Consider the following 25,973-nt stretch of genomic DNA (forward strand, 5'->3'; position numbering starts at 1 on the left):
AAACGACAGCAAGGATCGGATGGTAGAAACGCATTTGGTCGGTAGAAACTCATGGAGCCCTCCACGACGACATCGCTCGGCCGTGCGCCACCCCAGCTCGTCGGCGGCTGGGAGGCGGGACTCCTCTTGTTCCTTGGGCTGCTTTACTTCGGCGGGGCCATCGTCAACCCGGCCTTCTTCGGATCGACGGAAGCCCTTCACGCGCTGCTGCGCGATACGTCCCGCGTGGGGATCATCGCGGTCGGAATGACGTTCGTCATCGCCAACAAGGATCTCGATCTTTCGGTCGGCTCGACATACGGCCTGGTCGCCGTCGTCTTCGCCAGGCTTTTTGCCCCGAGCTTTCTCGATTTCGGCGTGATCCAGTCGGTGCTCCTCTGCGTGCTGCTGGGCACGGCGATCGGCCTGATCAACGGCGTGCTCGTCACCGTCCTGAAAGTGCCGGCCTTCATCGCGACGCTGACGATCCTCTTCATCGGCCGCGGTTTCGTGCTGGCGCTGACGCATGGCCAGGCAATCTATTACTCCGACAAGGCGAAAGACCATCCGCTGTTCTTCCACCTGGGCGAGACGAATATCCTCGGCTTCAACAACCAGATCGCGATCTTCTTCCTCATCGCCATGGTTGGGGCCTATGTGCTTGCCAAGACCCGCTGGGGCTATGAGACTTTCGCCACCGGCGGAAACGAGCAGGCGGCGGCCTATGCCGGCATTCGCACGCGCTGGGTGCGCATTCGCGCCTATCTGCTCTCCTCGCTTTGCGCGACCCTTGCAGCTCTCCTGTCGGCCGCGCAGGACAAGGGCGTCACCCCCCTCTATGGTGTCAGCTGGGAACTCACCGTCATCGCATCGGTCGTCATCGGCGGAGCATCGATCCTTGGCGGGCGCGGGCGCGTGATCGGGTCTTGCCTGGGTGCCGCGGTCGTCGTGCTGATCGACAAGGTGCTGCGCGAGGGATGGCCGATCACCCGCATCGTCGTGATCGACGGTGAAAACGTCTCGGTCGGCGCCAAGTTCACGTTGCCGGCAGGCGCCGTTCTGGTTTTCCTGGGTCTGCTTCTCGTCATCGCCGTGCTGATCGAGCCCTTACTCATTCGGCGCCAGGTCGCGGCCCGGCTATGGGCATGGCTGCGCGGCCGGCCACCCCCGCCGGCCTACGAGATGGGCGGCGTGGCGATCGAAGGTGTGCAGACCAAGGGAGCGATGGCGGCCGACATGGCGCTGTCTGCCACCGGGCTCGGCAAGTTTCTTGCCCGCCGCGACGCACTGGCCATCATCCTGACCGTCGTGTTGTGGCTGACGGGCCTCGTGCTCAGGCCGGACTACTGGTGGAACCTGCCCAACACCTTTGCCATCCTGCTCAATTACACCGAATTGGCCCTCATCACCGTCGGGCTCACCTATGTCATCGCAGCCGGCGATATCGATCTCTCCGTCGGCGCGGTGCTTGCCCTTGCCGGCAGCACCGCGGCCTATTTCCTGAAGGTGCTCGGCGCCGATCCGCTCACCGCCGTGACGATGGGCCTGTTTGCGGGGATGACCGCCGGAGCCGTCAACGCCATGGTCGTCGTCGGCTTCAAACTGCCTGCCTTCATCGCCACGCTCGGCATGTTCTACATTGCCCGAGGGCTCGCCGCCTGGTTCGTCGCGGGACAGCAGCTGACCGGCTGGCCCGAGGGCTACAACCTGCTCGGACGCAAGGTGAACGACGTTCTCCTTCATTTCGGCCTTGCATTGCCGCCGGGGATCGTTCGCGCGGTGGCCGAGGTCGTCAGCGTCCAGACGATCTGGATGTTCTTCATTGCCGTGATCGCTGGCATCATGCTTGCCTATACGCCGTTCGGGCTGAAGGTCTGTGCGGCCGGCGGCAACGTGCGCGCCGCCGCTTATGCCGGCATCAACACCAACCGCGTGCGCTTCATCTCGCTCATGCTGTCGGCGCTCTGCGCAACCATGGCCGGGATCATCAACGTCGCCTATTTTCGCAGCTTCAACCCGGTCGCCGGCCAGTTTCGCGAGCTCGATGCGATCGCTTCCGTCATCATCGGCGGCGGATCGATCTTCGGCGGTTACGGCACGATGATCGGTTCGCTTGCGGGTGCCGCCGTCATCACGCTCGTCCGGGCGCTGCTTCAACTCAACGTCCAGGGGTTCAGCATGCCGCAGCACTGGATCAACGTCTTCATCGGCGTCATCCTGATCGTCGCGGTGCTGATCGACATATGGGTGCGCCAGGCTAATATTTTCGGGCGCCTGCGAACCCGCCTTGCAAGAGGCGCGCAAGCACGGGAGAGCAGTCATGGCTGACGCGACGCCATCCGCGCCGATCGTGGAAATGCGGGGCATCGAAAAGGCCTTCGGGGCCGTGCAGGCGCTTCGAAAGGTCGATCTGACGCTTTATCCTGGCGAGATTCTCGGCCTGGTCGGCGACAACTCCGCCGGCAAATCGACGCTCATGAAGATCCTGACCGGCGCTTATCAGCGCGATGCGGGCGATATCCTCGTTGCCGGGCAACCGGTGCGGTTCAAGAGCCCGCACGAGAGCCGCGACGTCGGCATCGAGATGATCTACCAGGATTTCGCGCTCTGCGGCAACATGGATGTCGGCCAGAATATCTTCCTTGGCCGCTGGCCGCTCAAAGGCCCTTTCGTTAACAGGCGGAAGATGTATGCGGAAGCCGACAGCGTGCTGAAACGGCTCAAGGTCGACGTGAATTCCGTCTATCAGAAGGTCGAAAGCCTGTCGGGTGGCCGCCAGCAGTCCGTCGCGATCGCGCGGGCAATCTCGTTCGATCCGCGCGTGGTGATCCTCGACGAGCCGACCGCCAACCTTTCCGTGATGGCGACGGAACGGCTGCTCGAAACCATGCTGGAACTGAAGAGGCAGGGCGTTGCCCAGATCATCATCTCACACCGCCTTATCGATATTTTCGCCGTGGGCGATCGCGTCATGGTCCTCAAGCGCGGCGAGTATGTCGGCGATCGTTACATCAAGAACACCGACGAGCATGAAGTGCTGGAGATTATCGTTTCCGGCACGCGGGAGAGCGCGCTGACAGCCGATGAGGCAAGGCCCATTTGAATAGCCACTGTGAATCAGAAGCGAAGGTTGACACCGGTCTGGTGAAACGCATCATGTTGATTGTCGATCGTAATTCGACGCGCAGGTGGGGTCACGACCGGCGCCGATGGAGCAACATGTCAGCCCGGAAACGCTCGCGGCCCTGAAGAGGTTCACAGTGCAAAGACGTTCCTGAGCAAGCGCCGGTCAGAAACGGCTTGTTTCGGAGAGGCGTGGCTGACGAACGTCGCGAGGAGGATCCTGGAGCTGCAGCCTGGGCATTCTGGATTGCCGCAATCCTTTGCTTGCGGCTCACCAGTTCATAGGGATGCTGAACGAGCCATCTCTGTGGCCCTGGATGATCGGTCGCGAAGGCCTGCCCTTAGCCGCCGAGGACGTTGTAGAGGAGACGCTCCGGACGTTTCTGCAGCGATATCGCCTCCCACAATCGAAGGGCAATAGTAAGGACGACGCGCGATAGCGAGTGGGACCACCGCGGCGATCGTCTTTCGCAGTCGGGTCCTCACTTTCGGGAAGGCGCCCGCTTTAGCAGTGTGCTTTTTGTCAGCTCTTGAAATGCAGGGATGTAACCGAGTTGATTGTCCCGCCACGTCGACAACCGGCGCCAACTTGCCGCCTATGCAGGGTTGGCACCGACACCCTGGCAGCAGGAAAGTCGATCACGAGCAGGGAGTGTCGAAATCAGGCAACCCGAGGCTGCGCTCGACGCTCGTTCAGATCGTGTCCCCGGCACTCTGCTTTGCTATCTCCCGACCCCTACACCACCTGCCGGGACACGATCCATTCTGGGGATCAGAACCAGAAAACCCCATCCTCCAGCGCCGTGAACAGGCTGTCGACGCCATAGGAGAGCTTGCGGTCGACGATGTGCAGATATTCGGTCCAGCCCGAAATATGCTGCAGCTCGACGGCGCCGTCGGAAATGCCGCGAAGGCCGATCAGCGGCAGCTTGTAGCCCTGGCAGGCCCGTAGCACCGCATAGGTCTCCATGTCGACCATGTCGGCGTCGATATTGGTATAGGCGGCGCCCGAGATGATGTTGCCCCCCGTGGAAAGGCTTGCTTCGGCAATGCCGGGAATGCGCAGCGGCAGCTCGAGCGTTGCCGGCAGGTCGAGAAAGGGTGTCTTGCCCTTTTCGAAGCCGAGCGGCGAGGCGTCCATGTCGCGGTAGTAAACCGAGGTCACCTGATAGATTTCGGTCTGCTCCAGTTTCGCCGAGCCGGCCGAGCCGAGGGAGACGACGAGATCGGGCAGGTCGTCGACGGCATCCAGCCGCGCCAATGTCTTGCTCAGCGCGATGGCTGCCTCGACCGGGCCGACGCCGGTCATCAGAGGTTCGATGCGCGAACGCAGGAAGGGACCGTATTCGGCCTCCGCCGCCATGACGAAAAGGATGGATTTCCCCGCGACCGATTTCAGTTCGAACTTCATCCTGTAATGCCCTCTCTACCGCGGATCACCATCATCGTTCCGGTCATGGAGGCGATGAGTTTGGCCGGCCCGTCGCTGATCGCGTAGCCTCGTCCGTCGGCGACGATGATGGTGGAGCCGGGTTTGGTGATTTCCCCGCGAAACAGGAAACGATCGCCGCGCCCCGGCGACATGAGGTTGACCTTGAACTCGATCGTCAGGATCGAGGCTTCCGGGTCGATGACGCTGTAGGCGGCAAAGCCGCAGGCCGAATCGAGCGCTGCGGAAATGATGCCTGCGTGCAGGATGCCGTGCTGCTGTGTCAGTTTGACGTCGAAAGGCAGCTCGATCTCGACGACCCCGTGCTCGACGCGCGTCAGCTCCGCGCCGATCGTCTCCATCGCCGCCTGCCGCGCAAAATTACGGCGGATTCGCGCGCGGAAATCGCCCCTGTCAGTCTCGCTCATGTCTGCCCCTCTTGCAGCCGCGAAAGTGGCATGGCGCGCCGCATTCGACAAGCTGGACATTGCTGAAATCGGTCCGGGCGCCGATGGAAACCCGGGACCGTGTCGCCGGGGCAACCTTTCACCTTCCGTCGCCGTACAAGCCGGTACAGCCGGCCGGTACCGCTGGCCGGTACTGCTGGCCAATACCGCTGGCCAGTACTGCCGGATTGTGGCGATCCGATGCGAAGACGATTGCAGCTTCGCGCGGCACGCGTATTCTCCGCACGGGTCGCGAAATGATGGAGCGCCGGCGGCATGACGACGATATCGCAATCGGTCCGCAATTTCGAGACCTGGCTCGCCGGTCAACTCGGCGACGATCTCGTCAAGGACGATCTCCGGGAGAAGCATGAGAAGATGCGGAGCGACGATTTCGTCTTCCTGCGCGCCACCTATTGGCGCTGGTGCGAGATCATCCTCGATATCTGCCCGGAACTCACAGGCGCGCCAGAGGTGCTGGCGATCGGCGATACGCATCTGGAGAATTTCGGCACCTGGCGCGATATCGAGGGCCGGCTCGTCTGGGGCGTCAATGATTTCGACGACGCGGCGGTGATGCCCTATGCATTTGATCTCGTTCGCCTTGCGACAAGCGCCGTCTTGGCGCGCGGTGACGACGGTCCCTCGGTTCGCATGATCGGCGAGCTGATCTTGAGCGGCTATCGCAGGGGCCTTGAAAGTCCGCTGCCCGTCATCCTCGAGCGTGACCACAAATGGCTGCGCAAGGCGTTGATTCTGCCGAATTCCGGACGCCGGGAATTCTGGGAGAAATACGAAATGTTGCTTCCCGGCAGCAAACCGCCGCCATCAGCCTACGTCAAGGCGCTCGCCGCCGCGCTGCCGTCCGGGGCAGGACCCTTCGTGCCGAAGCCGCGCAGCGGCGGCACCGGCAGCCTCGGCCGGCCGCGTTTCGTCGCCTATGCCGAATGGCAGGGTGGGCCGGTGCTGCGCGAGGCAAAGGCGCTGCTGCCGTCCGCCTGGTCGCTTCGCCACAGGCCGCAGGACGCGGTGATCCATGCAAGCGAGATCGCCAATGGGCGGGCGCGCTCAGCCGATCCGCACTACCGGGTTTCCGGCCGCATCCTCGTGCGCCGGCTCTCGCCGAACAGCTGCAAGATCGAAATCGACCGGCACCCCGAGATCCTGCTTTCGCCGACGATGCTCGAACTGATGGGCTTCGAGATCGCCAATTGCCATTCCGACGATGCGGCGGCGGTTGCAGTCATCCTGAAGGATTTAGCGGCGCGGGGAAACGAATGGCTGCACGAGGCGGCAAGGGCCGCGGCATCGAGCGTCAGCGCCGAGCAGAAAGCCTATTCGCGTGCCGGCTAAAACTCCACTTCCGTGATTAGATCCGTACGATGTGCTGATCCCAGGCGACGTCGCTGCGGGTCGACAGGAAATCGCCATCATAGGAGGAGACGGCAAAGCCGCTTTTTGCCGGCGCGATGCCTGCCGCCTCCGGAACGGAAGTCTCGGCCAGCATCTTGCCCGTCCTAGCGTCGATGGTCACCGAGGCGCCGCCCTTCGGCGAGGTGATGCCGACGAGACCTTCGCTGCGATTGACGGCGATCGCCCCGACGTAATTGGCAAGCCTGCGCGTCGTCTCCTCCGGCAGGTCGATGAAGGAGAGATCTTCGCCCTTGGCGAAATGGCCGACGAGCGGCGGCAAATCCTTGCGGTGACCTTCATACTGGCAGGCGAACCAGATGCGGCCCGCGCCGTCGAGATCGACGTGGCGGGTGGAGAGTTCCGCCCATTCCGCCGGCAGCACATGTTTTTCGATCAGCGCCCCGGTCGCCGCATCGATCAGCGCCAGCGATGGCTGCATCTCGCCGAGATTGAGCTTGGTGCGGCCGAAATCCGGATGCGTCTCGATGCCGCCATTGGCGACGATGAGCAGGCGTCCGTCGTCAGAAACCGTCATGTCGTGCGGACCGATGCCGTAGGTCTCGAATTCGCCGATGCGGGTGAAGCGGTTGGTGGCGTCGTAAAGACCGATCATGCCGCGATTGCCGTCGAAGTCGTTCTCGCTGGCATAGAGCAGACGACCATTGGGAGAGAAGGCGCCATGACCGTAGAAATGCCGGCCCTCTGGCGAACTGATGGCGATCGGCTCGCCCTTGTTCCGCGGATCGAAGATCATCGCAAAGGTGCCCGGCCGGCGCGCGAAAGCGACCGTCTTGCCGGTGCTGGCGCTGAAGGCCATGCCGTGGGCGCGGGCGGGAAGCGTCATCTGATCGACGATCTCACCGCGCTCGGTCACGGTCGCAACGGCAAAGGAGCCGTCGGCTGCTCGAATGCCCGAGGCGTAGACCGCATCGGTCCGCTCCAGTGCCATCAGCGACCTCGGCGCCAAGGCTGCAAGGAAGCCGAGGCCGGCTGCCTTGACGAAACTGCGTCGGTCGATCTCGGCACTTCGCATCATCGTCTCAATCTCCGTCCGAAAAGGAAAAGCCGGCCGAAAGGCCGATCGCCGCGCCATATTCGTCGCTGATCCGGGTGATCAGGTCGCGGCTGTCGGCAAGCAGCGTATCGAGCTTGGCCTTCTCCGCATCGCTGGTGGCGACGTCGATGTCAGGATTGAGCTTCGGCACGCTGTCGAGCAGTGATTTGAAGTCCTCGTCGATCGCGGCGGCAATCGGCTGTTTGTCCGGCGGCAGAAGCTCGGCCATGCCGGCCTTCTGCCAGAGCGTGCGCAGGCCTTCCAGATTGGCGGCCATCGATTTCCAGGTATTTTTGGAGCGCCAGTAGATCGCCATGCGCGGCCGTGGCGCGGTGTCCTTGCCCTTGTAGAACTGCTCCAGCCGCTGGTCGCGGACATTCTCCGCACCATGGACGAGAATGCCGAGCAGCGCCGTCACCGCTTCCTTGTTGTCCATGAAATCGTTGCTCTGCGGGCCTGGATGTTTCCAGCTCGCCTGCACGCCATCGGGCTTTTCCCAGGCGGCGACGACTTCGCCGGCTTCGCGTTGGATATTGCCGGCGACCGCCTGGCCGTAAAGGCAGCGGAAACTGCCTTTCTGCCCGACGAGATCGTCGGAGCCATTGCCGTAAAGCACGTATTCCAGCGCCGTCAGGCCTTGCAACGCAACACTCTTGCCGGCGATCGCGTCAACGGTCGCGTCGTTCGGATCGGCCTTGGTGATCAGCGCCTGCACCTGCTTGAGGCCGACGCCCTTGCGGTCGGGATAAAACAGGATGTGCTCGAAGAGATTGTCCTGGATGACAGGCCCGGTCTGGACGATCTCGATGATCGACCAATAGCGGATCGTATCGTCGAAGGTGGACTTCGCCTTGTCGAGCGTCTGCTGCGTGCCGTCGGCGCAAAGATCCTTCATCGCCGTCGTCAGCCGGGCGGCCGATTGCTGCATGTTGCGATAGCCGGGACGGATCACCTCGTCGACGGCGCGCTGCATGACGGCGGGAACGGCATCCTCGTTCAGCCCTGCCGGCGGAGTGGTCGTCTGGGCGGCCGCGGATGTGGCGAGGCCGATCAGAGTAAGGCAGAGCAGGGGGTGCCAAAGGCGCATCAAAGTGACTCCAGGAATGTAATCAGGGCCGCCCTGTCGTCTGTCGACAGGGAGGAGAAAGCGTTGCGGGCCTTTTCAGCTTCGCCGCCATGCCAGAGGATCGCTTCGGTGAGGCTCCGCGCACGGCCGTCATGCAGGAAAAAGCTGTGTCCGCTGACAGTCCGGGTCAGTCCTATACCCCATAGCGGCGGCGTGCGCCATTCACGTCCACTTGCAAGACCGACCTGCTGTCCGTCGGCAAGCCCGTCGCCCATATCGTGCAGAAGAAAGTCGGAATAGGGCCAGATCAGCTGGAAGGACTGTGCTTTTTCAGGCGTATCCCGCCGGGTGACGAATTTCGGCACATGACAGGAAATGCAGCCGCTTTCGTAGAAGATCCGCTTGCCCTGCAGCGTCTCGGCGAAGCTCGCCTTGCGCCGTGCGGGAACGGCGAGATTTTCGGAATAGAAGGTGACGAGGTCGAGAATGGGACCCGGCGCTTCTTCTGCGCCCAGCCGTTTCTGCACCCCGGTCGGCATATCAAGGCATTTTTCTTCCGCCTTGGTGCAGTCGCCCTGCGCATTCGGCTGATCGGGCGTCGAGATGCCGATATCGTTGGCGAAGGCATCTGCACTCTGGTCGCGCACCGTGGCGTTCTGCGCCTTCCAGCCGAACCGTCCGAGCGCAATCTTGCCGCTGCGATGGTCGCGCACGATCGCAGCCTTCCCCGAAATGCCGTCGCCATCGGCATCATCCGGATCGGCATGGGCCAGGATATCGGCTTCGGGAATGGCCTCGATCAGTCCGAGGCCGATCATCGCCGAGGCGACACGCGGCGAAATCGTCGTCGCGGGATCGAGCGGTCCATAAGCGGGATTGACAACTGCATAGCTCGGCCGGCGCAGCGACACGATCTCGCCGTCGCCGAGCGTCACCCTCTCTTCGTGGTAGCTGATCGCCATCTTCCCCTCGGCAGCAAGGCCGGGAACGGCGAGGTCCTGCAGCTGATGGCCGTAAACCGGATCGGGAAAATTGACGACATCAGCACTCGCAACCGCCTTTTCTTCCTCCGGCGTCCTGGCCGCACGCGAAAGCCGCAGCAACATCGAGGTGGCGCTCGGGCCTCCCTCCGGCGGTCTGCCGCGGCCATCATTGACATGGCAGCTCATGCAGGAGCGGGCGTTGAACATCGGCCCGAGACCATCGGAGGCCTGCGTCGAGGAGGGAGCGGAAACCCAGAGCTTGCGGAAGAGCGCGTTGCCGAGCTTGAAATTCTGCTCTTCCTCGAAGGGGATATTGGCCGAAATATGCGAGAAGCTGTCCTCGGTGACGGGGTCGATCGAGGTCGTCGCTCCTGCCTGCATCGCTTCGTATTGTTCGGCCTTGGAAAAATCCGCCGTCGGCCGGGTGACGTCGGCGACACGTTGCAGATCGGCTTCGGAAAGGTCGGTGCGTTTCGTCGGCAGATCGAAACCGGCGGCGATGCTGACGGAATAACCGGCAAGCGTGGCGCAGAGCGCTGCGCTGGCGATCAATCGGCGGGCCGGGGCATGCGACATTTCAGGGTCCGGGCCGCTCCGGCTTTCGAAGCGGCCCGCCTTTTTGCTTATTTGAAGACGGCGTTAGGATTATCCAAGCTGTCGGAACCTTCAAGCTGAACCGTACCGAGATCGAGTGCGGCAATAACGCGCTGCACCGATTTCGTCTGGTCGATCAGCCCGTCGATGGCGGCCTGGACGACCGCATTGCCTTCCTTGTTGCCCTCGCCGATCATCTGGTCGTACTTCTCGACCGTCTCGCCGCGCTTTGCCATGGCGTTCATGGCATCGAGCGTCTTGTTGAGCTTGCCTTCCACTTCGGCATCGAGCGCCTTGTCCTTGGCGGCCACCAGATCGTGCAGCGACGGACCGCTGAGCTTGGTGCCGTCGGCGCGGGTATAATTGCCGGTATAGGCGGCAGCGATGCCGATCGCGTCGTTGAGATGCGAGTTATAGGTATTGTCCGAGAAGCAATCATGCTCTTCTTCCGGATCGTGCAGCAGCAGGCCGAGCTTCATGCGCTCGCCGGCAAGCTCGCCGTAGGAAAGCGAACCCATGCCCGTCAGGATCGCCACGAGGCCGGCCTTCGGATCGGCTTCGACGTTCTTCGTCGCCGCACCGTCCGGCGTCCAGTTGTCGGTCATTTCCTGCAGGTCGGAAACCAGCAGGGTGGAGGCGGACTTCAGATATTCGGCGCGCCGGTCGCAATTGCCGTGCGTGCAATTCTTGAGGTCGTAATCGGTTGCCGGGCGATCGCCGGCGCCGGGACCCGTGCCGTTCAGATCCTGGCCCCAGAGCAGGAATTCGATGGCGTGATAGCCGGTCGCGACATTGGCTTCGATGCCGCCGGCCTCGGCCAGCGTGCCCGAGAGGAATTCCGGCGTCAGCTTGGAGGCGTCGACATCCTTGCCGTCGATCTTGATCGTCTTGTTGGCGATGACATTTGCCACGTAGAGGGAATTTTCGTCGCTCTCGGTGCCGTAGGAGGCATCGACATAGTCGATCAGGCCTTCATCGAGCGGCCATGCATTGACCTTGCCTTCCCAGTCGTCGACGATCGGATTGCCGAAGCGATAGACTTCCGTCTGCTGGTAGGGAACACGCGCCGTTATCCAGGCCTCCCTGGCGGCCTTGAGCGTCGCGTCGGTCGGCGCCTTCAGGAAGGCGTCGATCGCGGCGTCGAGCGCCTTGGCCGTCGTCAGCGAGTCTTCGTATTTCGCATGCGCCACGTCGGCATAGTGTTTCACCACGGCGGCGGCATCGGTCTCGGCATGCGCGGGAAGGGCGAGCAGGGCGGCGGGGGCAATCGCCAGCACGGCTGCGCGGAATGTGTTGAGCTTCATGATCCTCTCCTGTGACGGGATTTTCCGTCTACCGCATCGGCCCGAAAATCGGAATCGATTTTCGGAAAGCACGATGCGTCGATTCAAAGTGTTACAGCGTCCTTTGCGCGTCTGATAAGACGCGCGGCGCTGTAATCGGGCTCCGTCTCTTCGCGCAAAAGCAAACTGGTGTCAAACACTCTAGTTTGGAATGATTTTAAGAATGGACAGGCGCGGCTAACCGGTCATTTTTGAACGGCATTTGCTTGAAAAACCGGCAGTTGCGGAGGCCTCCGCTAGGTCGCGTCAGCCCTTCCGCTGCATGCGACAGAAGAAGAAGCCGTCTGTATCGGTGGAGGCGGGGGTCAAAGTCACCGACAGGCCGTCGGAAGAGTGCGGACGCGGGGCGTCCTTTCCGAACAGCTGATCCCAGGCAGGCAGGGCACTGACGATCTGAAAATCAGGATTGGCGGCCGTGAAGCGGCGCGCCTGTTCCTCGTTCTCGTGACGCAGGACCGAGCAGGTCACATAGATCAGATCGCCGCCGGGTTTGACGAAGCCGCTCGCCTGCGCCAGCGCGTCCTGCTGCTGGGCGGTGCGCTCGTCGAGGTTCTTCGCCGTCAGCCGCCATTTCGTATCGGGACGGCGGCGCCATGTGCCGGTGCCGGTGCAGGGCGCGTCGACCAGCACCTTGTCGCAGCGTCCGGCAAGACCGGAGAGCGCCCTGGCGTCGTCATGCACCTGGACATTGCGCGTGCCTGCCCGCTTCAGCCGCTCGATGATCGGCGCCAGCCGCTTGCGGTCAGCGTCGTAGGCGTGAACCTGTCCATTGTTTTGCATCGCCGCGGCCATGGCGAGCGTCTTGCCGCCGCCGCCGGCGCAATAGTCGAGAACCTGTTCGCCATCGCTGGCCAGCACCAGGTCGGCGACGATCTGCGATCCCTGGTCCTGAACTTCGAACCAGCCTTTTTGGAACGAAAGCTCGGCTGTCACGTTGGGGAGACGCGAGGCGCCTTCGCCAGCGGCAATCCGGATGCCGTAGCGGGCGATCTTCGCTGCATGCGCGTTGGCTCTTTCGAGCGCCTTGACGACCTTGTCGCGGGAGGCCTTGAGGCTGTTGGCGCGCAGATCGAGCGTCGGGCGGGCGGCGAGCGCCTGTGCCTCGGCAAGCCAGGCGGCACCGAAGGCCTGTTCGAAGGAGGGTTGGACCCATTCGGGAATATCGCCGCGGATATGCGGCGGCGCATCATCGAGCGAGCGGCTTTGAAAGGCCGCAACAGCGTCGGCTGAAAGCGGCGCCGGCGCAAACTTGTCGTCCGCCAGCTCAGTGGCAAGACTGTCAGGTGTGAAACCCCATTGGCGGAACATGACGGCATGGGCAATGGCAGCAGGACTGTCGTCATCCATCAGCCAGGCATGGGAAAGCCGCATGCGCAGTGCGTCATAGACGATATTGCCGATCGCAGCACGATCGCCGGAGCCGGCGAAGCGGTGCGCGAGGCCCCAGTCCTTCAGCGCGTCGGCGACGGGCCGCTTGCGGGCATCGATGTCCGCGAGCACAGAAATCGCCCCTTCGAGGCGGCCGCCCAGACGCATTCATATGTCTCCTATTGCCGTGGCGTGTGAACGATCAGCGCAAACGCGAGTGTCACGCAGTCGTTGTTCACAAGTCTCAACCGGGTGGTAACCGCGATTGACGGCAAGAGCAAGCGCCGCTTCCGGCGCAGTCAGTGGCGGCCTCAGCTGACGACCTGGTAGCAGACCTTCGCAGTGCCGGAGCTGACCATGCCGATATTCTGCGCGGCGGCGCGCGACAGGTCGATCACGCGACCACGGATGAACGGACCACGATCGTTGATACGAACGACGACGGTGCGGCCATTGTTGCGGTTGGTGACCTTCACCTTGGTGCCGAAAGCAAGCGAACGATGTGCGGCAGTCAAGATGGCAGGATTCATACGTTCCCCGGAAGCAGTTTTGGAGCGAAGTGCGTACCATGAAGCACCGCCACAACCATTGCCAGCAAAACCTTCCGCCGGAAGCATGGAAGAACAGGCTGCAATAGTTACAGCGGCGATAATAGAACGACGTATTTTCTTCAAAACAGAGTATCCCTCAACTATTGAACTCACGCCCTTGCAGGCGGCGGGGCTTAAATCTGTGAAAAAGTGGCGAAAAAGTGCCGAGTCAGTTCACGGAATATTACAATCTGTAACATTCGTGAGTGTGGTGTCGGGATTCCAAGAATGCGCGCCGCGCCAAAGCGTGGAAAAAACCTAATAAAATCAGTTAAAATCAGAACGAATTTTCCGAAGGGATGGTTAACGCCATAGCGTTCACGAAAATCGCGAAAATATTTTTCTGATTTCGCCATATTTACTGCCACATTTGGGCAAATTCAAAGGCCGTTAACCATAAGATGCGGCGAAAATTGTCCGGCCAAAGCGGGAAAGTAGGAATTTCCTACTCATTTTGGGTGAGCGTATCCGTCGCAAACAGGACTGAGTTCTACTCCCCACGCCAGCGTCCATCCTGCCACAATTGCGCAAGCGACATAGGATAGTTCGGGAAGGAGAATGCGAAGCCGGCCGCCTTGAGTTTCGCATTCGAAACCCGTTTGTTCTCGCCGTAGAAAGTGCGCGCCATCGGCGTCAGTTCGGCGGTCTCGAACGCCTGCTCCGGCGGCGGTTCGACGCCCATCAGGCGGGCTGCCTCGACGATCACATCCTGCGGCGGGCCGGGCCGGTCGTCGGTGACATTATAGATGCCGCCGAGGCCGTGCTCCGACAGGAAGCGTGTCGCCGCACCGATATCCTCGACGCGGATGCGGTTGAACACCTGGTCCTTCTTGATCAGCCGTCGCGCCGTGCCCTTGTCCAGATTGCAGAAGGCGTTGCGGCCCGGCCCATAAATGCCGGAAAGGCGCAACACCGCCGCCGGCACGCCGCGCTCCCGGCCCATCGCCAGCCAGCCCTCTTCCGCCTCGAGCCGCTCCGTCGACCGGCCGGAAACGGGCAGGCACGGCGTTTCCTCGCTCACCCAGGCGCCCTGGTGATCGCCATAGACGCCGACGGTGGAGAGGTAACCGATCCATTCGAGCTTCGGCAGCAGGCGTGCGCCGTCTTTGTCAAGCAGCCGCAGCAGCGGGTCGGCCTTGCCAGGGGCGATCGACTGGACCAGATGGGTGACGCCGTCCAAAGCCCGGCGCAGCCCCTCTTCCATGGTCTCGCCGTCGAAAAGGAATGCTTCGATGCCGTTTTCGCGGAGCGCATCCATCTTGTCAGGCGAGCGCGTGGTGCCGGAAACCCGCACGCCGTCGCCGGCAAAGGCCTTGGCGATTGCCGTGCCGGAATAACCGCAACCAAAGATCATCACATGCATCAGCCCACTCCCGCCAATCGCCATTCGTTCAATACGTCGTCGTCTCTCTCGTCTGCCCTTTGTGCGGCAAAGGCCGCAAATTCGCCAGCCTCCATCAACCGTGAAAGCGCCCAGACCGCCATGCCGCGCACCACGGGTGAGGGATCCTCCGAAAGCCCGCGACAGCGCCCGATGAGCGCCTTGTCGCCGGAATTGCCGGCGGCGATCAGCACGTTGCGGATAAAGCGGTCGCGGCCGATCCGCTTCACCGGCGAGCCGCTGAAAAAGGTACGGAAGGCGGCATCGTCGAGTGTCAGCAGAAAGGCGATCGACGGCTCCTTCAGATCTTCCCGCGCCTTGAGCTTCATCTCGGAGGCGGAGCTTGCGAACTTGTTCCAGGGACAGGCGGCAAGACAGTCGTCGCAGCCATAGATGCGATTGCCGAACAGCCCGCGCAAATCGGCGTCGATCGGCCCTTTGTGCTCGATAGTGAGATAGGAGATGCAGCGCCGCGCGTCGATCTGGTAAGGCGCCGGGAAGGCAGCCGTCGGACAGATGTCGAGACAGGCGCGGCAGGAGCCGCAATGATCGGTCTCCGGCGCGTCGACGGCAAGATCGGCGGTGGTGAACATCGTGCCGAGGAACAGCCAGGAGCCATGAACGCGGCTGACGAGATTGGTGTGTTTGCCCTGCCAGCCGAGTCCGGCTGCCTCCGCCAGCGGTTTCTCCATGACCGGCGCCGTATCGACGAAGACCTTCACATCGGCGCCCGCCCGCGCCGCAAAGCGCGTGGCGATCTCCTTCAGCCGGCCCTTGATGACATCGTGATAATCGCGGTTGCGGGCATAGACCGAAATCGCTGCCTTATCCGGCTTGTCGAGGATAGCACGGGGATCTTCTTCCGGGGCGTAATTGAGGCCGAAGACGACGACGGAGCGCACCTCGCTCCAGAGTGTGCGCGGATCGCCGCGCCGGTCGCGCGTCTCCGCCATCCAGTCCATGGTCCCGTGGCGCCCGGCATCGATGAACTGGCCGAGACGCTCCTTCGCTTGCGGGATCGCATCCGGGCGCGTGATGCGGCAGAGATCGAAGCCCTTGGCGGCAGATTCCGCCCGGACGAACTCGGTCAAATTGTCGCGGCGGCGCTCTTTGTCGTCATTGTCAGGTTCGGGCATGAAGAGCCCTCGTCAGAAATCCAGATCGGCATAGTGTGAAACCGGTGTCAGGCCGCGCACGCGCTCGGTCAGCATCGGCCGGAAGGAGGGACGCGACTTCAGCCGCTGGTACCAGTCCTTGACGACGGGCGAATCCGCCCACTCGATCTCGCCGAGATAATCGAGGATCGAGATCGAGGCCGCGGCGGCAAGGTCGGCATAGCTCATCCGCTCGCCCGCCAGCCACTGACGCGAACCGGCAAGCCAGGTGAGATAGCGCATATGCTGGCGAATATTCGCGCGGGCCGTGCGCAAAACCTTCGAATCCGGCGCTCCGCCGCCCTGATCGGCGGTCATCTGCAACTTATAGACACGCTCGCGGGCGAGCGGCTTGGTCACATCGTTTTCCATCTTCTGCATGAACCATTCGGTCAGCCGGCGGATTTCCGCCCGCTGGAAAGGGTCTTCGGCGAGCAGTCGCCGGTCGCGCTTCAAGACGCCATGCGTCTCGTCCAGATATTCGGAAATGACGCTCGCGCCGCAGAGCGCGCGCATGCTGTCGTCGACATAGACCGGCAGCGTACCGGCCGGATTGAGCGCCAGGAAATCCCGGCGCTTCTCCCATGTCTGCTCTTCGATCAGGTCCGCCTGATAGCCGTATTCCGCCAGGATCAGCCGGACGAAGCGAGATGCGGATGACATGGGATGATGATAAAGCGTGGGCATCGATACTCGGGCTTTGTGATTGCTGTTACAGGACTGTGTGGCAGCTCGATTATAGCGCCCTAGTCATGACTCATTGGTTGAAGCTATAGGAGCTTGGCCCCGCCAACACAAGCGAATCGGATTTTTCAGGCCATCTGATAATGGCGAAACACGGTCTAACGAACGAATGGAAGCGGCAGCCTGATCGGCCCAAGCGCTCAGGCTCGACCGAACTTTAAACCGGAGACAATGTATGGATTATATAAATGCTGCAATTCTCGGCGTCATAGAGGGGATCACCGAGTTCCTGCCGATCTCGAGCACCGGCCACCTGATCATTGCCGAGCAATGGCTCGGACATCGGTCGGATATGTTCAACATCGTCATTCAGGCGGGCGCCATCCTCGCCGTCACCATCATTTACTGGCGTCGTCTGCTGGATCTGGTGCTTGGCTGGCGCGATCCCGTCAACCGCGATTACGCCGCCAAGCTGATCGTCGCCTTTCTCATCACCGCCATTCTCGGACTGGTCGTCAAGAAGCTCGGCTTTGAACTTCCGGAGACCGCAACACCGATCGCCTGGGCGCTCATCATCGGCGGTATCTGGATGATCTTTGCCGAATGGGCCGCCGCCCGCAGACCGCCCCATAAAGAGATCACCTGGCTTGTCGCCATCCTGGTCGGCATCGCCCAGATCGTTGCCGGCGTCTTCCCGGGAACCTCGCGCTCCGGCGCCACGATTTTCGTCGCTATGCTGGCAGGCACCGGCAACCGTGCTGCGGCGACGGAATTCGCCTTTCTCGTCGGCATACCCACAATGTACGCCGCCAGCGGCTATGAATTGCTGAAGACATTCAAGGATGGCGGAGCGGCGGGCGAAGACTGGACGGCGCTCGGCATCGCCTTCGTCGTCTCCACGATCGTTGCCTTCATCGCCGTCAAATGGCTGCTGGCCTATATCAGGAGCAACCGGTTTACGCTGTTTGCCATCTACCGCATCATTCTCGGTGTCTTGCTGCTCGGCATGGCCGCGACCGGTTTGATTGCCTGAGACATCCGTCCCGCATTGCATTCGCGCAACTCACGGCGCGAATGCAAATGCCCCGTCGGACCGCACAAACAGGCATCCGATTACCGGCAAGGCGCCGATTTTTTCAGTTGGTCATTGAGGGGATACGCTCCCGCCGCCGTTTTGAAGCAGACGAGACTGAGCGGTGATCTCGAGGCGCCCTGTTTCAGGCGTTCCGATCGGCTGCTTGCTTTAAGCAGGATGCCGGCGCAGGCGCCGGGCTTTTCGTCAATGGATGATCGAAGCCGTCGAGCAAGGATCGACGCCGTAGGCCGGCGAGCAATCGCCCTTTACCGCCGCGACCGAACCGGGCGCAACGAAAGAGCCTGCAAGGATAACCAGCGCCGCACACGCAAACAGGAGCGCGATTGACTTGCCCATCGAGAAATGCCTTTCACAGTGATTGCCGCACGCGACCGCAGGCGTTGAGTCCGTTGGAAGACGCGCGGGTTTGGTAGTCAGTGGAATGACAAATAGCAATAATCGTTCCTGCTAAATTTGGCGTTAATTCCACAAAATTTCCGATGCGTCTTTTATGCAACGCTGCTGAATATGCCGAGCACCAGAACACTTCAAACTTGCGCCGGGCTTTGCGGGACACGGCAACGTCAAAAGGCCGCCCGCGGCATCCGCAGACGGCCAAGTCTTATCGTCTGGAAAAGATGCTCAGGCGGCCTTGCCGGTGCCGGTGTACTGGCCGTGCGGACGATAGTGCACGAGATAGGAGCCGAGCACCGATGCCACCATGGTGGGCGCAATGCCGAGGCCCTTCAGCGTGCGGCCTTCCGCCTCGGCTTCCCTGGAGACGATGTTGTCGCGCTTCAGCAGGCGCACCTGATCCGGCGTGATCGGCGGCGTTATGAAGGGGATCATCGAGGCGATGCTGCCGATCATCGAAGCGATGCCGAAGGGCAGGGATACCAGCGGGTTCTTGCGGCACGTTACCTTCAGCATCGTCTCGAGACATTCGCGGAAGCTCAGCACCTCAGGCCCGCCAAGTTCGTAGACCTTGCCGCCGGCGACCTTGCCGTCGACGGCGCGGGCGACGGCCTCGGCGACATCCTCGACATAGACAGGCTGGAATTTCGTCTTGCCTCCGCCGACCAGCGGCAGGATCGGCGACATGCGCGCCATCTTGGCGAACTTGTTGAAGAAGCTGTCCTCCGGTCCGAAGACGATCGACGGACGGAAGATCACCGCATCGGGCTTGACCGAGAGGATGGCCGTTTCGGCGCGGCCCTTGGTGCGGCCATAGTCCGAATCGGATTTCGCGTCGGCGCCGATCGCCGAAATATGCGTCAGCGTCGCACCCGCGCCGCGCGCCGCTTCGGCAACCGCGCGGCCGCCGAATTCCTGCACGGCGTCGAAGGTGTTGCGGCCGGTCTCGTGCAGAATGCCGACGCAGTTGACGACGTGGCTCGCACCGTCGACGGCGCGGTCGATCGAGCTTCGATAACGCAGGTTCGCCTGCACGAAGGAAATCTGGCCGACATTGCCGAGCGGCTGCAGGAAGCCGGCGAGATCGGGACGGCGCACGGCGACGCGGATGTTATAACCGCGCTTGGCCAGCGCCCGAACCACGTGCCTGCCCACGAAGCCCGACCCTCCGAACACGGTAACGAGCGGTGGCAGGTTGGCAAGGGTCATGGCAGGCTCCTCGAAAGGCTTTGCGGGATGCTTGATTGGCTCTCGTCTTAGCCGAATCCCGGCGCGACGGGAAGGCCCATCACGCCATCAGTTTTTTGGGATGTGACCGCGCTCAGACGCCTTCGACGACGACCATTTCCGCATCCGCGACTTCCTGGCGGATTTTCGCGGCGATCTGGTACTCGGGCGAATTATAGCAGTCGACGGCATGCTGCATCGAGGGGAATTCGATCACTACGTTGCGGACGCGCGCCTTGCCCTCGAGCTCGGTGAAGGCGCCGCCGCGCGCGAGGAAATTTGCGCCATATTTTTCGAAGGCCGGCTTGGCCGCCGCCACGTAATCCTTGTAGCGCTCGGCATCGCGAACGTCGACGCGGGCGATCCAGTATCCTTTGGCCATGGTCTTATCCCTTTTGTCGTTGATTGCGGTCAGCGATTTGCCGGCCAGAGTGCCGTCACCATCTCGCTGAGGATCGCGCGGGCGGCCTCTCGGGGATCCGGCGCCTTGACGACAGGCCGGCCGACAACGAGATGCGTCGCTCCCGCCTTCAGCGCGTCGAAAGGCGTCATCACCCGCTTCTGGTCGCCCTTGTCGCTGCCATCAGGGCGAATGCCGGGGGTGACGATTGCCATGTCGGATCCGACGATCTCGCGCACCGCAGCCGCCTCCTCCGCCGAGCAGACGATGCCGCCCATGCCGGCTGCGCGCGCCTGTTCGGCGCGGCGCAACACCAGGCTGTGCGGATCCTGGCTGTAGCCGGCCTCGGCAAGGTCACCGGCATCCATCGAGGTCAGCACGGTCACGCCGAGCAGGCAGAGGCCGGAGCCGGCCGCGGCCTCGACCGCCGCCTTCATGGCTTTCGGATAGGCATGCAGCGTCAGCATCGACATGCCCATCTTGGCGATGTTCTCGACGCCGGAGGCGACGGTGTTGTCGATGTCGAGCAGTTTCATGTCGAGAAAGATCTTCTTGCCACTTGCGGCAAGATCGCGGGCGAATTCCAGGCCGCCGGCAAAGACCAGCTGATAGCCGATCTTATAGAAGAGAATGTCGTCGCCGAGCGCGGAAACCAGTCTTTCCGCCTCATCGATCGTTGGAACATCCAGGCCGACGATCAACCGCTCGCGTGCGTCCATCTGAAGTCACCCCTGCCAGTCTTCGATCGGCGTCCAGTCGCATGTTAGGCCCCGATCCGCAAGACCGAAAGCATAGAGATTGCCGCCGCCGCCCGGCTGGTCGCGGTCGCGCGTGATCGGGCTGCCCGCCAGATGGCATTTGAGCAGCGTGCCGACGCCGCCATGGCCGACAAAGGCGATCGGCGACGTCGCATCATGCGTGGCAAGAACGGCGTTAACAGCCTCGACGATGCGGGCCTGGGCATCGACGGCGCGCTCCCAGCCTTTGAAGCTCTGCTCCGGATGGGCAAAGAACCAGTCGGCAGCTTCTTCGAATTGCGGCGGCGGCAGGAAGCCAGTGGCCGAGCGGTCGTTCTCGTGCATGGCGTGAACGACCTCGACGGGCACGCCGGAAGCTTCCGCCAGGATTTCGGCCGTTTCGATCGCCTTCGTCTCGTCGCTAGAGACGATGCGCCGCAATTGCCTGGCCCAGCTGCTCTCTGCCGCTTTGCGGGCGCGCGCCGCACCGATATCGGAAAGCCCCCATTTCGGCACGGGCACGTTCGGATCGATCTTGACTTGCGGATGAGTGATGTAGATCCCGAACATCTCAGCCGCGCTTATAGATCCAGAGCTGCGCCGGCGGAATATTGCGCATGACGAAGTCGAAATGCTGGATATGGTAGCGGTCGGGATTGGCGGCGATCGGCGAGATCGCGCCGTAGGAAATCTGCACCATCGGCCGGCCGGCCGGCAGTCGATCGAGTAGGCTTTCGAGCAGCGAGATGCGCTTCGCCATTGGGAAATTCAGAAGCGGAATGCCCGAGACGACGGAATCGAAGGTGAGACCGCTGAAATTGCCAAGGGTGCTCTGAAGATCGAAGGCATCGCCGTTGATGAAGTGCACGCCGGGGTAGGTCCGCTGCAGATGTTTATGAAAATCCGTCGAATATTCGATTGCGACGAGATTTTCCGGACGGACGCCGCGGCCGAGAATGGCCTTGGTGATGGCGCCCGTGCCCGGTCCGAGTTCAAGCACCGGCAGCCCGGAATGGATATCGACGACGCTTGCCATGCGCTTCGCCGTGATCGAGGAGGTCGGCACGATCGAGCCCACCGTCTTCGGCCCCTGCATCATGCCCCGGAAGAAGCGGATCTCGTCGTCGAACTTCTTGCCCAACCGTTCCTTCACCTTGACCCGTAAGCTCATTCTCCACCCATCCGCATGTTGATCGAATGCCTTAATATGCCGCTTGTCGCTTAAGGGACAAGGATTTTCGCAACAAGGACATCGGCATCAACAGTTCATGCAGCTTCGGGCGCTGAACGAGGCATGAGATCGGCGAGCCTTTGGCTCAAATGATCGGCATCGATAGGGGCGCAGTTTCACGTCGGTATTGTCGAAATAGAGATAGACGTCGCGGCCCTTGTTTCGCACCGGCACGGGCGACAGCACTCGCGTCGCATTCTCAGCTTCTCCACCCCTGGCCCAGGCGCGGATGCGTTGCGCCCATATGTCGAGGGCTTCGCCCTCGTAGCCGCTGACATAGAGCTTTTCGGAACCATGCAGGCGGCAATAGACGAAATCGGCGGTGATATCCATCAGCAGCGGCCATTTCACCGTATCGGCGCAGACGAGAGCGACCTTGTGACGCCTCAGCATGTCGATGAAGATAGGTGAGCGGAAGCTCTCGTGGCGGATTTCGAGCGCATGACGGATCGGCTGGTGCCCGTCGCTTTTAAGCCAGGCCGGTCCCTTGATATGCCAGTCGTGCTGCTTCGCAAGCGCTATCGCCGCGTCGCGGTCATGCGGCAGCAGCGACAAAAAACTTTCGAAAAGGGATGGGTCGAAGGCCATGTTCGGCGGCAATTGCCAGAGGATCGGCCCGAGCTTGGGGCCAAGCCGCAGCAGGCCCGAGGCGAGGAAATTGGCGAGCGCCGTCTGGATATTCTGCAGCCGCAGCATATGGGTGATGAAGCGCGGTCCCTTGACCGCGAAGACGAAATCATTCGGCGTCTCATCGCGCCAGCGGCCGAAGCTTTCGGGCCGCTGCAATCCGTAGAAGGTGCCGTTGATCTCGATCGACCGGAAGTGCCGGGCGGCGAAGGAAAGCTCCTGCTTCTGCGGCAGGTCCTTTGGGTAGAATTGGCCGCGCCAGGGCGCATAGGTCCAGCCGGATATACCGATGCGCACCGTTCCCGCCTTTTTGGTCATGGGATCCTCCGTTTTGACAGGAGGAAAAACGGCAAGCGGTCGCCTTCGTTCCCCTCAGACGCGCATCGGCATCAGCACGTAGAGCGCATCGTCGCCGGCCGTGTCGCGGATCAGTGTCGGCGAGCCGGCATCGGCAAGCAGGAAGATCGCCTCCTCGCCGGAAAGCTGGGCGGTGATGTCGAGCAGGTATTTGGCGTTGAAGCCGATTTCCATCGCATCGGTGTCGTAGCCGACGGCGACTTCCTCAGTCGCACTGCCGGAATCGGGATTGTTGACGGTCAGCATCAACTGCCCCTCGGAAAGCGCCAGCTTGACGGCGCGTCCGCGCTCGGAGGAGATGGTCGAGACGCGGTCGACGGCCTGTGCGAAGGTCGTGCAGTCGACGCGCATTTCCTTGTCGTTGCCGGTGGGGATGACGCGCTGATAATCCGGGAAGGTGCCGTCGATCAGTTTCGACGTCATGACGATCGAGCCGATCGTCAGCCGGATCTTGGCGTCGGAGACCTCGACGGTCACCAACGTTTCGGGATTGTCGACCAGCTTCTGCAACTCGCCGACCGTCTTGCGCGGAATGATGATGCCGGGCATGCCCTCGGAACCGGAGGGCGCATCGACATCGGCGCGCGCCAGCCTGTGGCCGTCGGTGGCAACCGCCCTGAGTTTCAGCTCGCCATTGCTCTCGATCGTGTGGAAGAAGATGCCGTTGAGATAATAACGCGTCTCTTCCGTCGAGATCGCGAACTGGGTGCGGTCGATCAGCATTTTCAGATCGGTCGCCTTCAGCTTGAAGCTATGCGTGAAGGTGCCGGCGGTGAGATCAGGGAAGTCCGATTCCGGCAGGCACTGCAGCGAGAATTTCGAGCGGCCGGACTGTACGGTCATCGCGCCGCCATCGGTGCTGGTGGCAAGCAGCACTTCCGAGCCGTCGGGAAGCTTGCGCACGATGTCGTAGAGAAGATGCGCGGGAACGGTGGTGGCGCCGGGCTGTTCGACGCTTGCCGGTGTCGCCTCGGTAATCTCAAGATCGAGGTCGGTCGCCTTCATGTCGAGCTTCTGGCCGTCGGCCTTGAGCAATACGTTGGACAGGATCGGGATCGTGTTGCGACGTTCGACCACGCGGTGGACGTGGTTCAGCGATTTCAACAGGTTTGACCGCTCAATAGTAATACGCATGGGATGCTACCGCTTTCGACCGTGACTGTCCGGGCGCGTCGAGCACCCGAAGAATGCTGTCCCGGCTTGAGGCCGGGGGAGTGGACGGGCAAAATGGCAGACTTCAGCATTGCTTTGCAAGAGGCATGGACGTCGGCACCCCTGCATTTGCCGTTTTCCAGAGCAATGCTCACAGAAATCCGAACCCTTGCCGAAGCGGTGCGGCTCGCCCATAAAGGCTTCGATGCCGGCCAAGAGCCGGCGGGACGAAAGCAAATGGCATGAATGAGGAAACGACAGCGGACGCCGCCAGCCGGCGAAGCTTCCGCCTGCACAATGCAACGGTGCCGGCGCGGCCGCTGGAGCCGGCGCTCTATCTCGTCGCCACCCCCATCGGCAATCTCGGCGACATCACCCTGCGGGCGCTGGAAACGCTGGCCGGCGCCGATGTGCTTGCCTGCGAGGATACGCGCGTCACCCGCGTGCTGCTCGACCGCTACGGCATCCAGAACCGCCCCTTCGCCTATCACGAGCACAATGCCGACGAGGCCGGTCCAAGGCTGCTGCAGGCGCTCGAAGCCGGGCGCTCGGTGGCGCTGGTTTCCGATGCCGGCACGCCGCTGGTTTCCGATCCCGGCTATCGGCTGGCACGGCAGGCGATAGCGGCAGGTTACCGTGTCATTCCCATTCCCGGCGCCTCCGCGCCGCTCGCAGCCCTTGTCGGCTCCGGCCTGCCGAACGATGCCTTCCTTTTCGCCGGTTTCCTGCCGGCCAAGGACAAGGCCCGCCGCGACCGTCTCAGTGAACTTGCCGCGGCACCCGCGACGCTGATCTTCTTTGAATCGCCGCATCGCATCGGCGCAACGCTTCTGGCCGCTGCCGATGTGCTCGGGCCTACTCGGCCCGCCTCTGTCTGCCGCGAGCTGACCAAGACCTATGAGGAGTTCCGCCGCGGCACGCTTGCCGACCTTGCGGCGCATTATCAGCAGGTGGAAAACGTCAAGGGCGAGATCGTCCTCGTGATCGGTCCGCCGGAGCCGGTCGAGACAGATGAGGCTGATGTTGAAGCCATGCTGGCCGACCTGTCGAAGTCGATGCCGACGGCAGGCGCCGCGACCGAGGCCGCCCGCCTCACCGGCCTGCCGCGCAAGGTGCTCTACCAGCGCCTGCTGGAGATCAAGAACGCCGATGGGCGATAGCGATCTCACCGCCATCAGGAGGAAGGCGCTGCGCCGGGGCCGCATGTCGGAATATATCGCGGCCGCCTTCCTGATGCTGAAGGGCTACCGCATCCTGGCGCTGCGCCACCGCACCCGGCTCGGCGAGATTGATATTATTGCCCGCAAGGGCGATCTCGCCGTCTTCGTCGAGGTCAAGGCCCGCCATGGCGAGGCCGCGGCGGTCGATGCCGTCTCTATCGCCGCGCAGAAGCGGATACGGGCGGCAAGCGATCTCTGGCTGGCCCGCCAGGCGGATCAGGCCCGCCTTTCCCAGCGTTATGATATTGTGGCGATCATGCCCGGCCGGCTGCCGCGGCACTTTCCGGATGCCTTCTGACCTCCGTTCGACCCATTGGATTTCCGGATCGTTAAACTTTTAGTCCGCGCGTGAACAAGGTTCTTACGACTCTCTGCTACCCAAATCTCGGTAGGGATAACAATTGGGGGTTGTTTCATGGCCTGGAAGCTGATGCTTGCAAGTGCGGTCGCCATGGCCGCGCGCTCCGCGCCTTATGTCGTGGCGAAGCCGGCCGGAAAATCCTTCGTGGCGCATGCGAGCGACCTGCTGCCATTGAAGCCGACGCCGATCAATCCGGACTGGATCGTCAGCGGCAATCCGCAGGCTCGCACCGCCGAACATTCGCGCGGTCATGACGAAGCATCGCTAACGGCGATCTGGGACTGCACGGCGGGCGAATTCCGCTGGCGCTTCGGCTGGGACGAGACGGTGATGATCCTCGAAGGCGAGGTCCATATCACTGCCGAGGACGGCACGGAACGAACCCTGCGTGCCGGCGACGTCGCTTTTTTTGCAGGCGGAACCTGGGCGAGCTGGCGGGTCGACAATTACGTCCGCAAGGTCGCCTTCCTGCGAAAACCCTTCCCGAAGCCCTTGGCGATCGCCTACCGTCTCCGCAACATGCTGCGCAACAGCGGCAACCAGGGCATCGCCGCCTGAAGATCGA

Annotated in this window: 28 protein-coding genes and 2 pseudogenes; 11 read left to right on the top strand and 19 right to left on the bottom strand. The window is 62.3% G+C overall.

All coding sequences use genetic code 11. The features are described from left to right. The first annotated feature begins 51 nt into the window (after window positions 1-51). From J3P73_RS01815 to J3P73_RS01830, 4 genes and pseudogenes are all read left to right on the top strand, one after another. Window positions 52-2,307, top strand: coding sequence for an ABC transporter permease (locus J3P73_RS01815; protein WP_024322248.1), 2,256 nt, complete (start codon window positions 52-54; stop codon window positions 2,305-2,307). Continuing rightward, window positions 2,300-3,082 carry an ATP-binding cassette domain-containing protein gene (locus J3P73_RS01820; protein WP_024322247.1) on the top strand — a complete coding sequence of 261 codons (783 nt, stop codon included), beginning with the start codon at window positions 2,300-2,302 and terminating at the stop codon, window positions 3,080-3,082. The genes J3P73_RS01815 and J3P73_RS01820 overlap by 8 nt, the downstream gene beginning before the upstream one ends. 307 nt (window positions 3,083-3,389) lie before the next feature. Further along, on the top strand, window positions 3,390-3,542 hold the full coding sequence (locus tag J3P73_RS01825) for a TetR family transcriptional regulator C-terminal domain-containing protein (protein WP_231528617.1): 153 nt from the start codon (window positions 3,390-3,392) through the stop codon (window positions 3,540-3,542). Window positions 3,543-3,660: 118 nt separating this feature from the next. Then, a pseudogene (locus J3P73_RS01830) lies at window positions 3,661-3,802 on the top strand (transposase); the annotation flags it as partial. 72 nt (window positions 3,803-3,874) lie between these two features. Here J3P73_RS01830 and J3P73_RS01835 read toward each other — a convergent pair. Next, window positions 3,875-4,513, bottom strand: coding sequence for a 5'-methylthioadenosine/S-adenosylhomocysteine nucleosidase (locus J3P73_RS01835; protein ID WP_207579739.1), 639 nt, complete (start codon window positions 4,511-4,513; stop codon window positions 3,875-3,877). Then, window positions 4,510-4,959 carry a PaaI family thioesterase gene (locus J3P73_RS01840; RefSeq protein ID WP_003544704.1) on the bottom strand — a complete coding sequence of 150 codons (450 nt, stop codon included), beginning with the start codon at window positions 4,957-4,959 and terminating at the stop codon, window positions 4,510-4,512. Before J3P73_RS01840 ends, J3P73_RS01835 begins: the two co-directional genes overlap by 4 nt. Before the next feature lie 294 nt (window positions 4,960-5,253). Between J3P73_RS01840 and J3P73_RS01845 the strand changes: the two genes are divergently transcribed. Further along, a complete protein-coding gene (locus J3P73_RS01845) occupies window positions 5,254-6,330 on the top strand; it encodes a DUF2252 family protein (protein ID WP_130687060.1) in 1,077 nt (358 codons plus the stop codon). A gap of 16 nt (window positions 6,331-6,346) precedes the next feature. On the opposite strand, the gene J3P73_RS01850 is transcribed toward J3P73_RS01845, so the two are convergent. The 6 genes from J3P73_RS01850 to J3P73_RS01875 form a co-directional block, all read right to left on the bottom strand. Then, on the bottom strand, window positions 6,347-7,426 hold the full coding sequence (locus J3P73_RS01850) for a DUF1513 domain-containing protein (protein ID WP_130791985.1): 1,080 nt from the start codon (window positions 7,424-7,426) through the stop codon (window positions 6,347-6,349). Between the two features lie 4 nt (window positions 7,427-7,430). Then, on the bottom strand, window positions 7,431-8,531 hold the full coding sequence (locus J3P73_RS01855; RefSeq protein WP_024322243.1) for an imelysin family protein: 1,101 nt from the start codon (window positions 8,529-8,531) through the stop codon (window positions 7,431-7,433). Beyond that, entirely contained in the window at window positions 8,531-10,069 is a 1,539-nt protein-coding gene (locus J3P73_RS01860; protein WP_027689506.1) for a di-heme oxidoreductase family protein, read from the bottom strand. The genes J3P73_RS01855 and J3P73_RS01860 overlap by 1 nt, the downstream gene beginning before the upstream one ends. Before the next feature lie 47 nt (window positions 10,070-10,116). Further along, entirely contained in the window at window positions 10,117-11,391 is a 1,275-nt protein-coding gene (locus J3P73_RS01865) for an imelysin family protein (RefSeq protein WP_075225621.1), read from the bottom strand. Window positions 11,392-11,676: 285 nt separating this feature from the next. Next, on the bottom strand, window positions 11,677-12,966 hold the full coding sequence (locus tag J3P73_RS01870) for an RsmB/NOP family class I SAM-dependent RNA methyltransferase (protein WP_207579740.1): 1,290 nt from the start codon (window positions 12,964-12,966) through the stop codon (window positions 11,677-11,679). A gap of 143 nt (window positions 12,967-13,109) precedes the next feature. After that, on the bottom strand, window positions 13,110-13,415 hold the full coding sequence (locus J3P73_RS01875; RefSeq protein WP_205931220.1) for a septal ring lytic transglycosylase RlpA family protein: 306 nt from the start codon (window positions 13,413-13,415) through the stop codon (window positions 13,110-13,112). On the opposite strand from J3P73_RS01875, the gene J3P73_RS37415 reads away from it, so the two are divergent. Then, window positions 13,315-13,650, top strand: coding sequence for a hypothetical protein (locus J3P73_RS37415; protein ID WP_226532197.1), 336 nt, complete (start codon window positions 13,315-13,317; stop codon window positions 13,648-13,650). The two genes, J3P73_RS01875 and J3P73_RS37415, sit on opposite strands and share 101 nt — an antisense overlap. Window positions 13,651-13,878: 228 nt before the next feature. On the opposite strand, the gene J3P73_RS01880 is transcribed toward J3P73_RS37415, so the two are convergent. The 3 genes from J3P73_RS01880 to J3P73_RS01890 are packed head-to-tail and all read right to left on the bottom strand — an operon-like array spanning window position 13,879 to window position 16,610. Next, complete coding sequence (locus tag J3P73_RS01880) at window positions 13,879-14,751, bottom strand: SDR family oxidoreductase (protein WP_075225624.1); 873 nt, start codon at window positions 14,749-14,751, stop codon at window positions 13,879-13,881. Beyond that, a complete protein-coding gene (queG, locus tag J3P73_RS01885; RefSeq protein WP_130791989.1) occupies window positions 14,751-15,905 on the bottom strand; it encodes a tRNA epoxyqueuosine(34) reductase QueG in 1,155 nt (384 codons plus the stop codon). Before queG ends, J3P73_RS01880 begins: the two co-directional genes overlap by 1 nt. Window positions 15,906-15,917: 12 nt before the next feature. Then, a complete protein-coding gene (locus J3P73_RS01890) occupies window positions 15,918-16,610 on the bottom strand; it encodes a glutathione S-transferase family protein (protein WP_003544722.1) in 693 nt (230 codons plus the stop codon). 232 nt (window positions 16,611-16,842) lie between these two features. On the opposite strand from J3P73_RS01890, the gene J3P73_RS01895 reads away from it, so the two are divergent. Next, window positions 16,843-17,640, top strand: a complete 798-nt coding sequence (locus J3P73_RS01895; protein WP_024322236.1) for an undecaprenyl-diphosphate phosphatase — start codon at window positions 16,843-16,845, stop codon at window positions 17,638-17,640. Window positions 17,641-17,886: 246 nt separating this feature from the next. On the opposite strand, the gene J3P73_RS01900 is transcribed toward J3P73_RS01895, so the two are convergent. The 8 genes and pseudogenes from J3P73_RS01900 to dnaN all read right to left on the bottom strand — a co-directional run bounded on the left by J3P73_RS01900 (window position 17,887) and on the right by dnaN (window position 23,809). Next, the gene (locus J3P73_RS01900; RefSeq protein ID WP_003544729.1) at window positions 17,887-18,039 is read right to left on the bottom strand and encodes a hypothetical protein; all 153 of its coding nucleotides are present in this window, start codon (window positions 18,037-18,039) and stop codon (window positions 17,887-17,889) included. 285 nt (window positions 18,040-18,324) lie between these two features. Beyond that, window positions 18,325-19,305 (bottom strand): complex I NDUFA9 subunit family protein, encoded by a 981-nt coding sequence (locus J3P73_RS01905; protein WP_207579741.1) that lies wholly within the window; start codon window positions 19,303-19,305, stop codon window positions 18,325-18,327. A 112-nt stretch (window positions 19,306-19,417) separates the two neighbouring features. Continuing rightward, complete coding sequence (locus J3P73_RS01910) at window positions 19,418-19,705, bottom strand: DUF1330 domain-containing protein (RefSeq protein ID WP_003544731.1); 288 nt, start codon at window positions 19,703-19,705, stop codon at window positions 19,418-19,420. 29 nt (window positions 19,706-19,734) lie between these two features. Continuing rightward, entirely contained in the window at window positions 19,735-20,442 is a 708-nt protein-coding gene (gene pyrF / locus J3P73_RS01915) for an orotidine-5'-phosphate decarboxylase (protein ID WP_130791990.1), read from the bottom strand. A 6-nt stretch (window positions 20,443-20,448) separates the two neighbouring features. Then, window positions 20,449-21,030 carry a histidine phosphatase family protein gene (locus J3P73_RS01920; RefSeq protein WP_024322233.1) on the bottom strand — a complete coding sequence of 194 codons (582 nt, stop codon included), beginning with the start codon at window positions 21,028-21,030 and terminating at the stop codon, window positions 20,449-20,451. A 1-nt stretch (window position 21,031) separates the two neighbouring features. After that, window positions 21,032-21,631 (bottom strand): phospholipid N-methyltransferase PmtA, encoded by a 600-nt coding sequence (pmtA, locus tag J3P73_RS01925; RefSeq protein ID WP_012759835.1) that lies wholly within the window; start codon window positions 21,629-21,631, stop codon window positions 21,032-21,034. A 95-nt stretch (window positions 21,632-21,726) separates the two neighbouring features. Beyond that, window positions 21,727-22,636 (bottom strand): annotated as a pseudogene (locus J3P73_RS01930) (DUF72 domain-containing protein). A gap of 54 nt (window positions 22,637-22,690) precedes the next feature. Further along, window positions 22,691-23,809: a DNA polymerase III subunit beta gene (gene dnaN / locus J3P73_RS01935; RefSeq protein WP_018069998.1), complete on the bottom strand. Its 1,119-nt coding sequence runs from the start codon at window positions 23,807-23,809 to the stop codon at window positions 22,691-22,693. Between the two features lie 93 nt (window positions 23,810-23,902). Here dnaN and J3P73_RS01940 point away from each other — a divergent pair, with 93 nt between their 5' ends. The 4 genes from J3P73_RS01940 (at window position 23,903) to J3P73_RS01955 (ending at window position 25,966) form a co-directional block, all read left to right on the top strand. Next, the gene (locus J3P73_RS01940) at window positions 23,903-24,073 is read left to right on the top strand and encodes a hypothetical protein (protein WP_165447878.1); all 171 of its coding nucleotides are present in this window, start codon (window positions 23,903-23,905) and stop codon (window positions 24,071-24,073) included. Further along, window positions 24,070-24,987: a 16S rRNA (cytidine(1402)-2'-O)-methyltransferase gene (gene rsmI, locus J3P73_RS01945; protein WP_130791992.1), complete on the top strand. Its 918-nt coding sequence runs from the start codon at window positions 24,070-24,072 to the stop codon at window positions 24,985-24,987. The genes J3P73_RS01940 and rsmI overlap by 4 nt, the downstream gene beginning before the upstream one ends. After that, complete coding sequence (locus tag J3P73_RS01950; protein ID WP_130791993.1) at window positions 24,977-25,345, top strand: YraN family protein; 369 nt, start codon at window positions 24,977-24,979, stop codon at window positions 25,343-25,345. Before rsmI ends, J3P73_RS01950 begins: the two co-directional genes overlap by 11 nt. A 117-nt stretch (window positions 25,346-25,462) precedes the next feature. Next, on the top strand, window positions 25,463-25,966 hold the full coding sequence (locus J3P73_RS01955; protein WP_018070002.1) for a cupin domain-containing protein: 504 nt from the start codon (window positions 25,463-25,465) through the stop codon (window positions 25,964-25,966). The last annotated feature ends 7 nt before the right edge of the window (window positions 25,967-25,973 follow it).

The organism is Rhizobium ruizarguesonis (assembly GCF_017357285.1).
Taxonomy (GTDB): Bacteria; Pseudomonadota; Alphaproteobacteria; order Rhizobiales; family Rhizobiaceae; genus Rhizobium; species Rhizobium ruizarguesonis.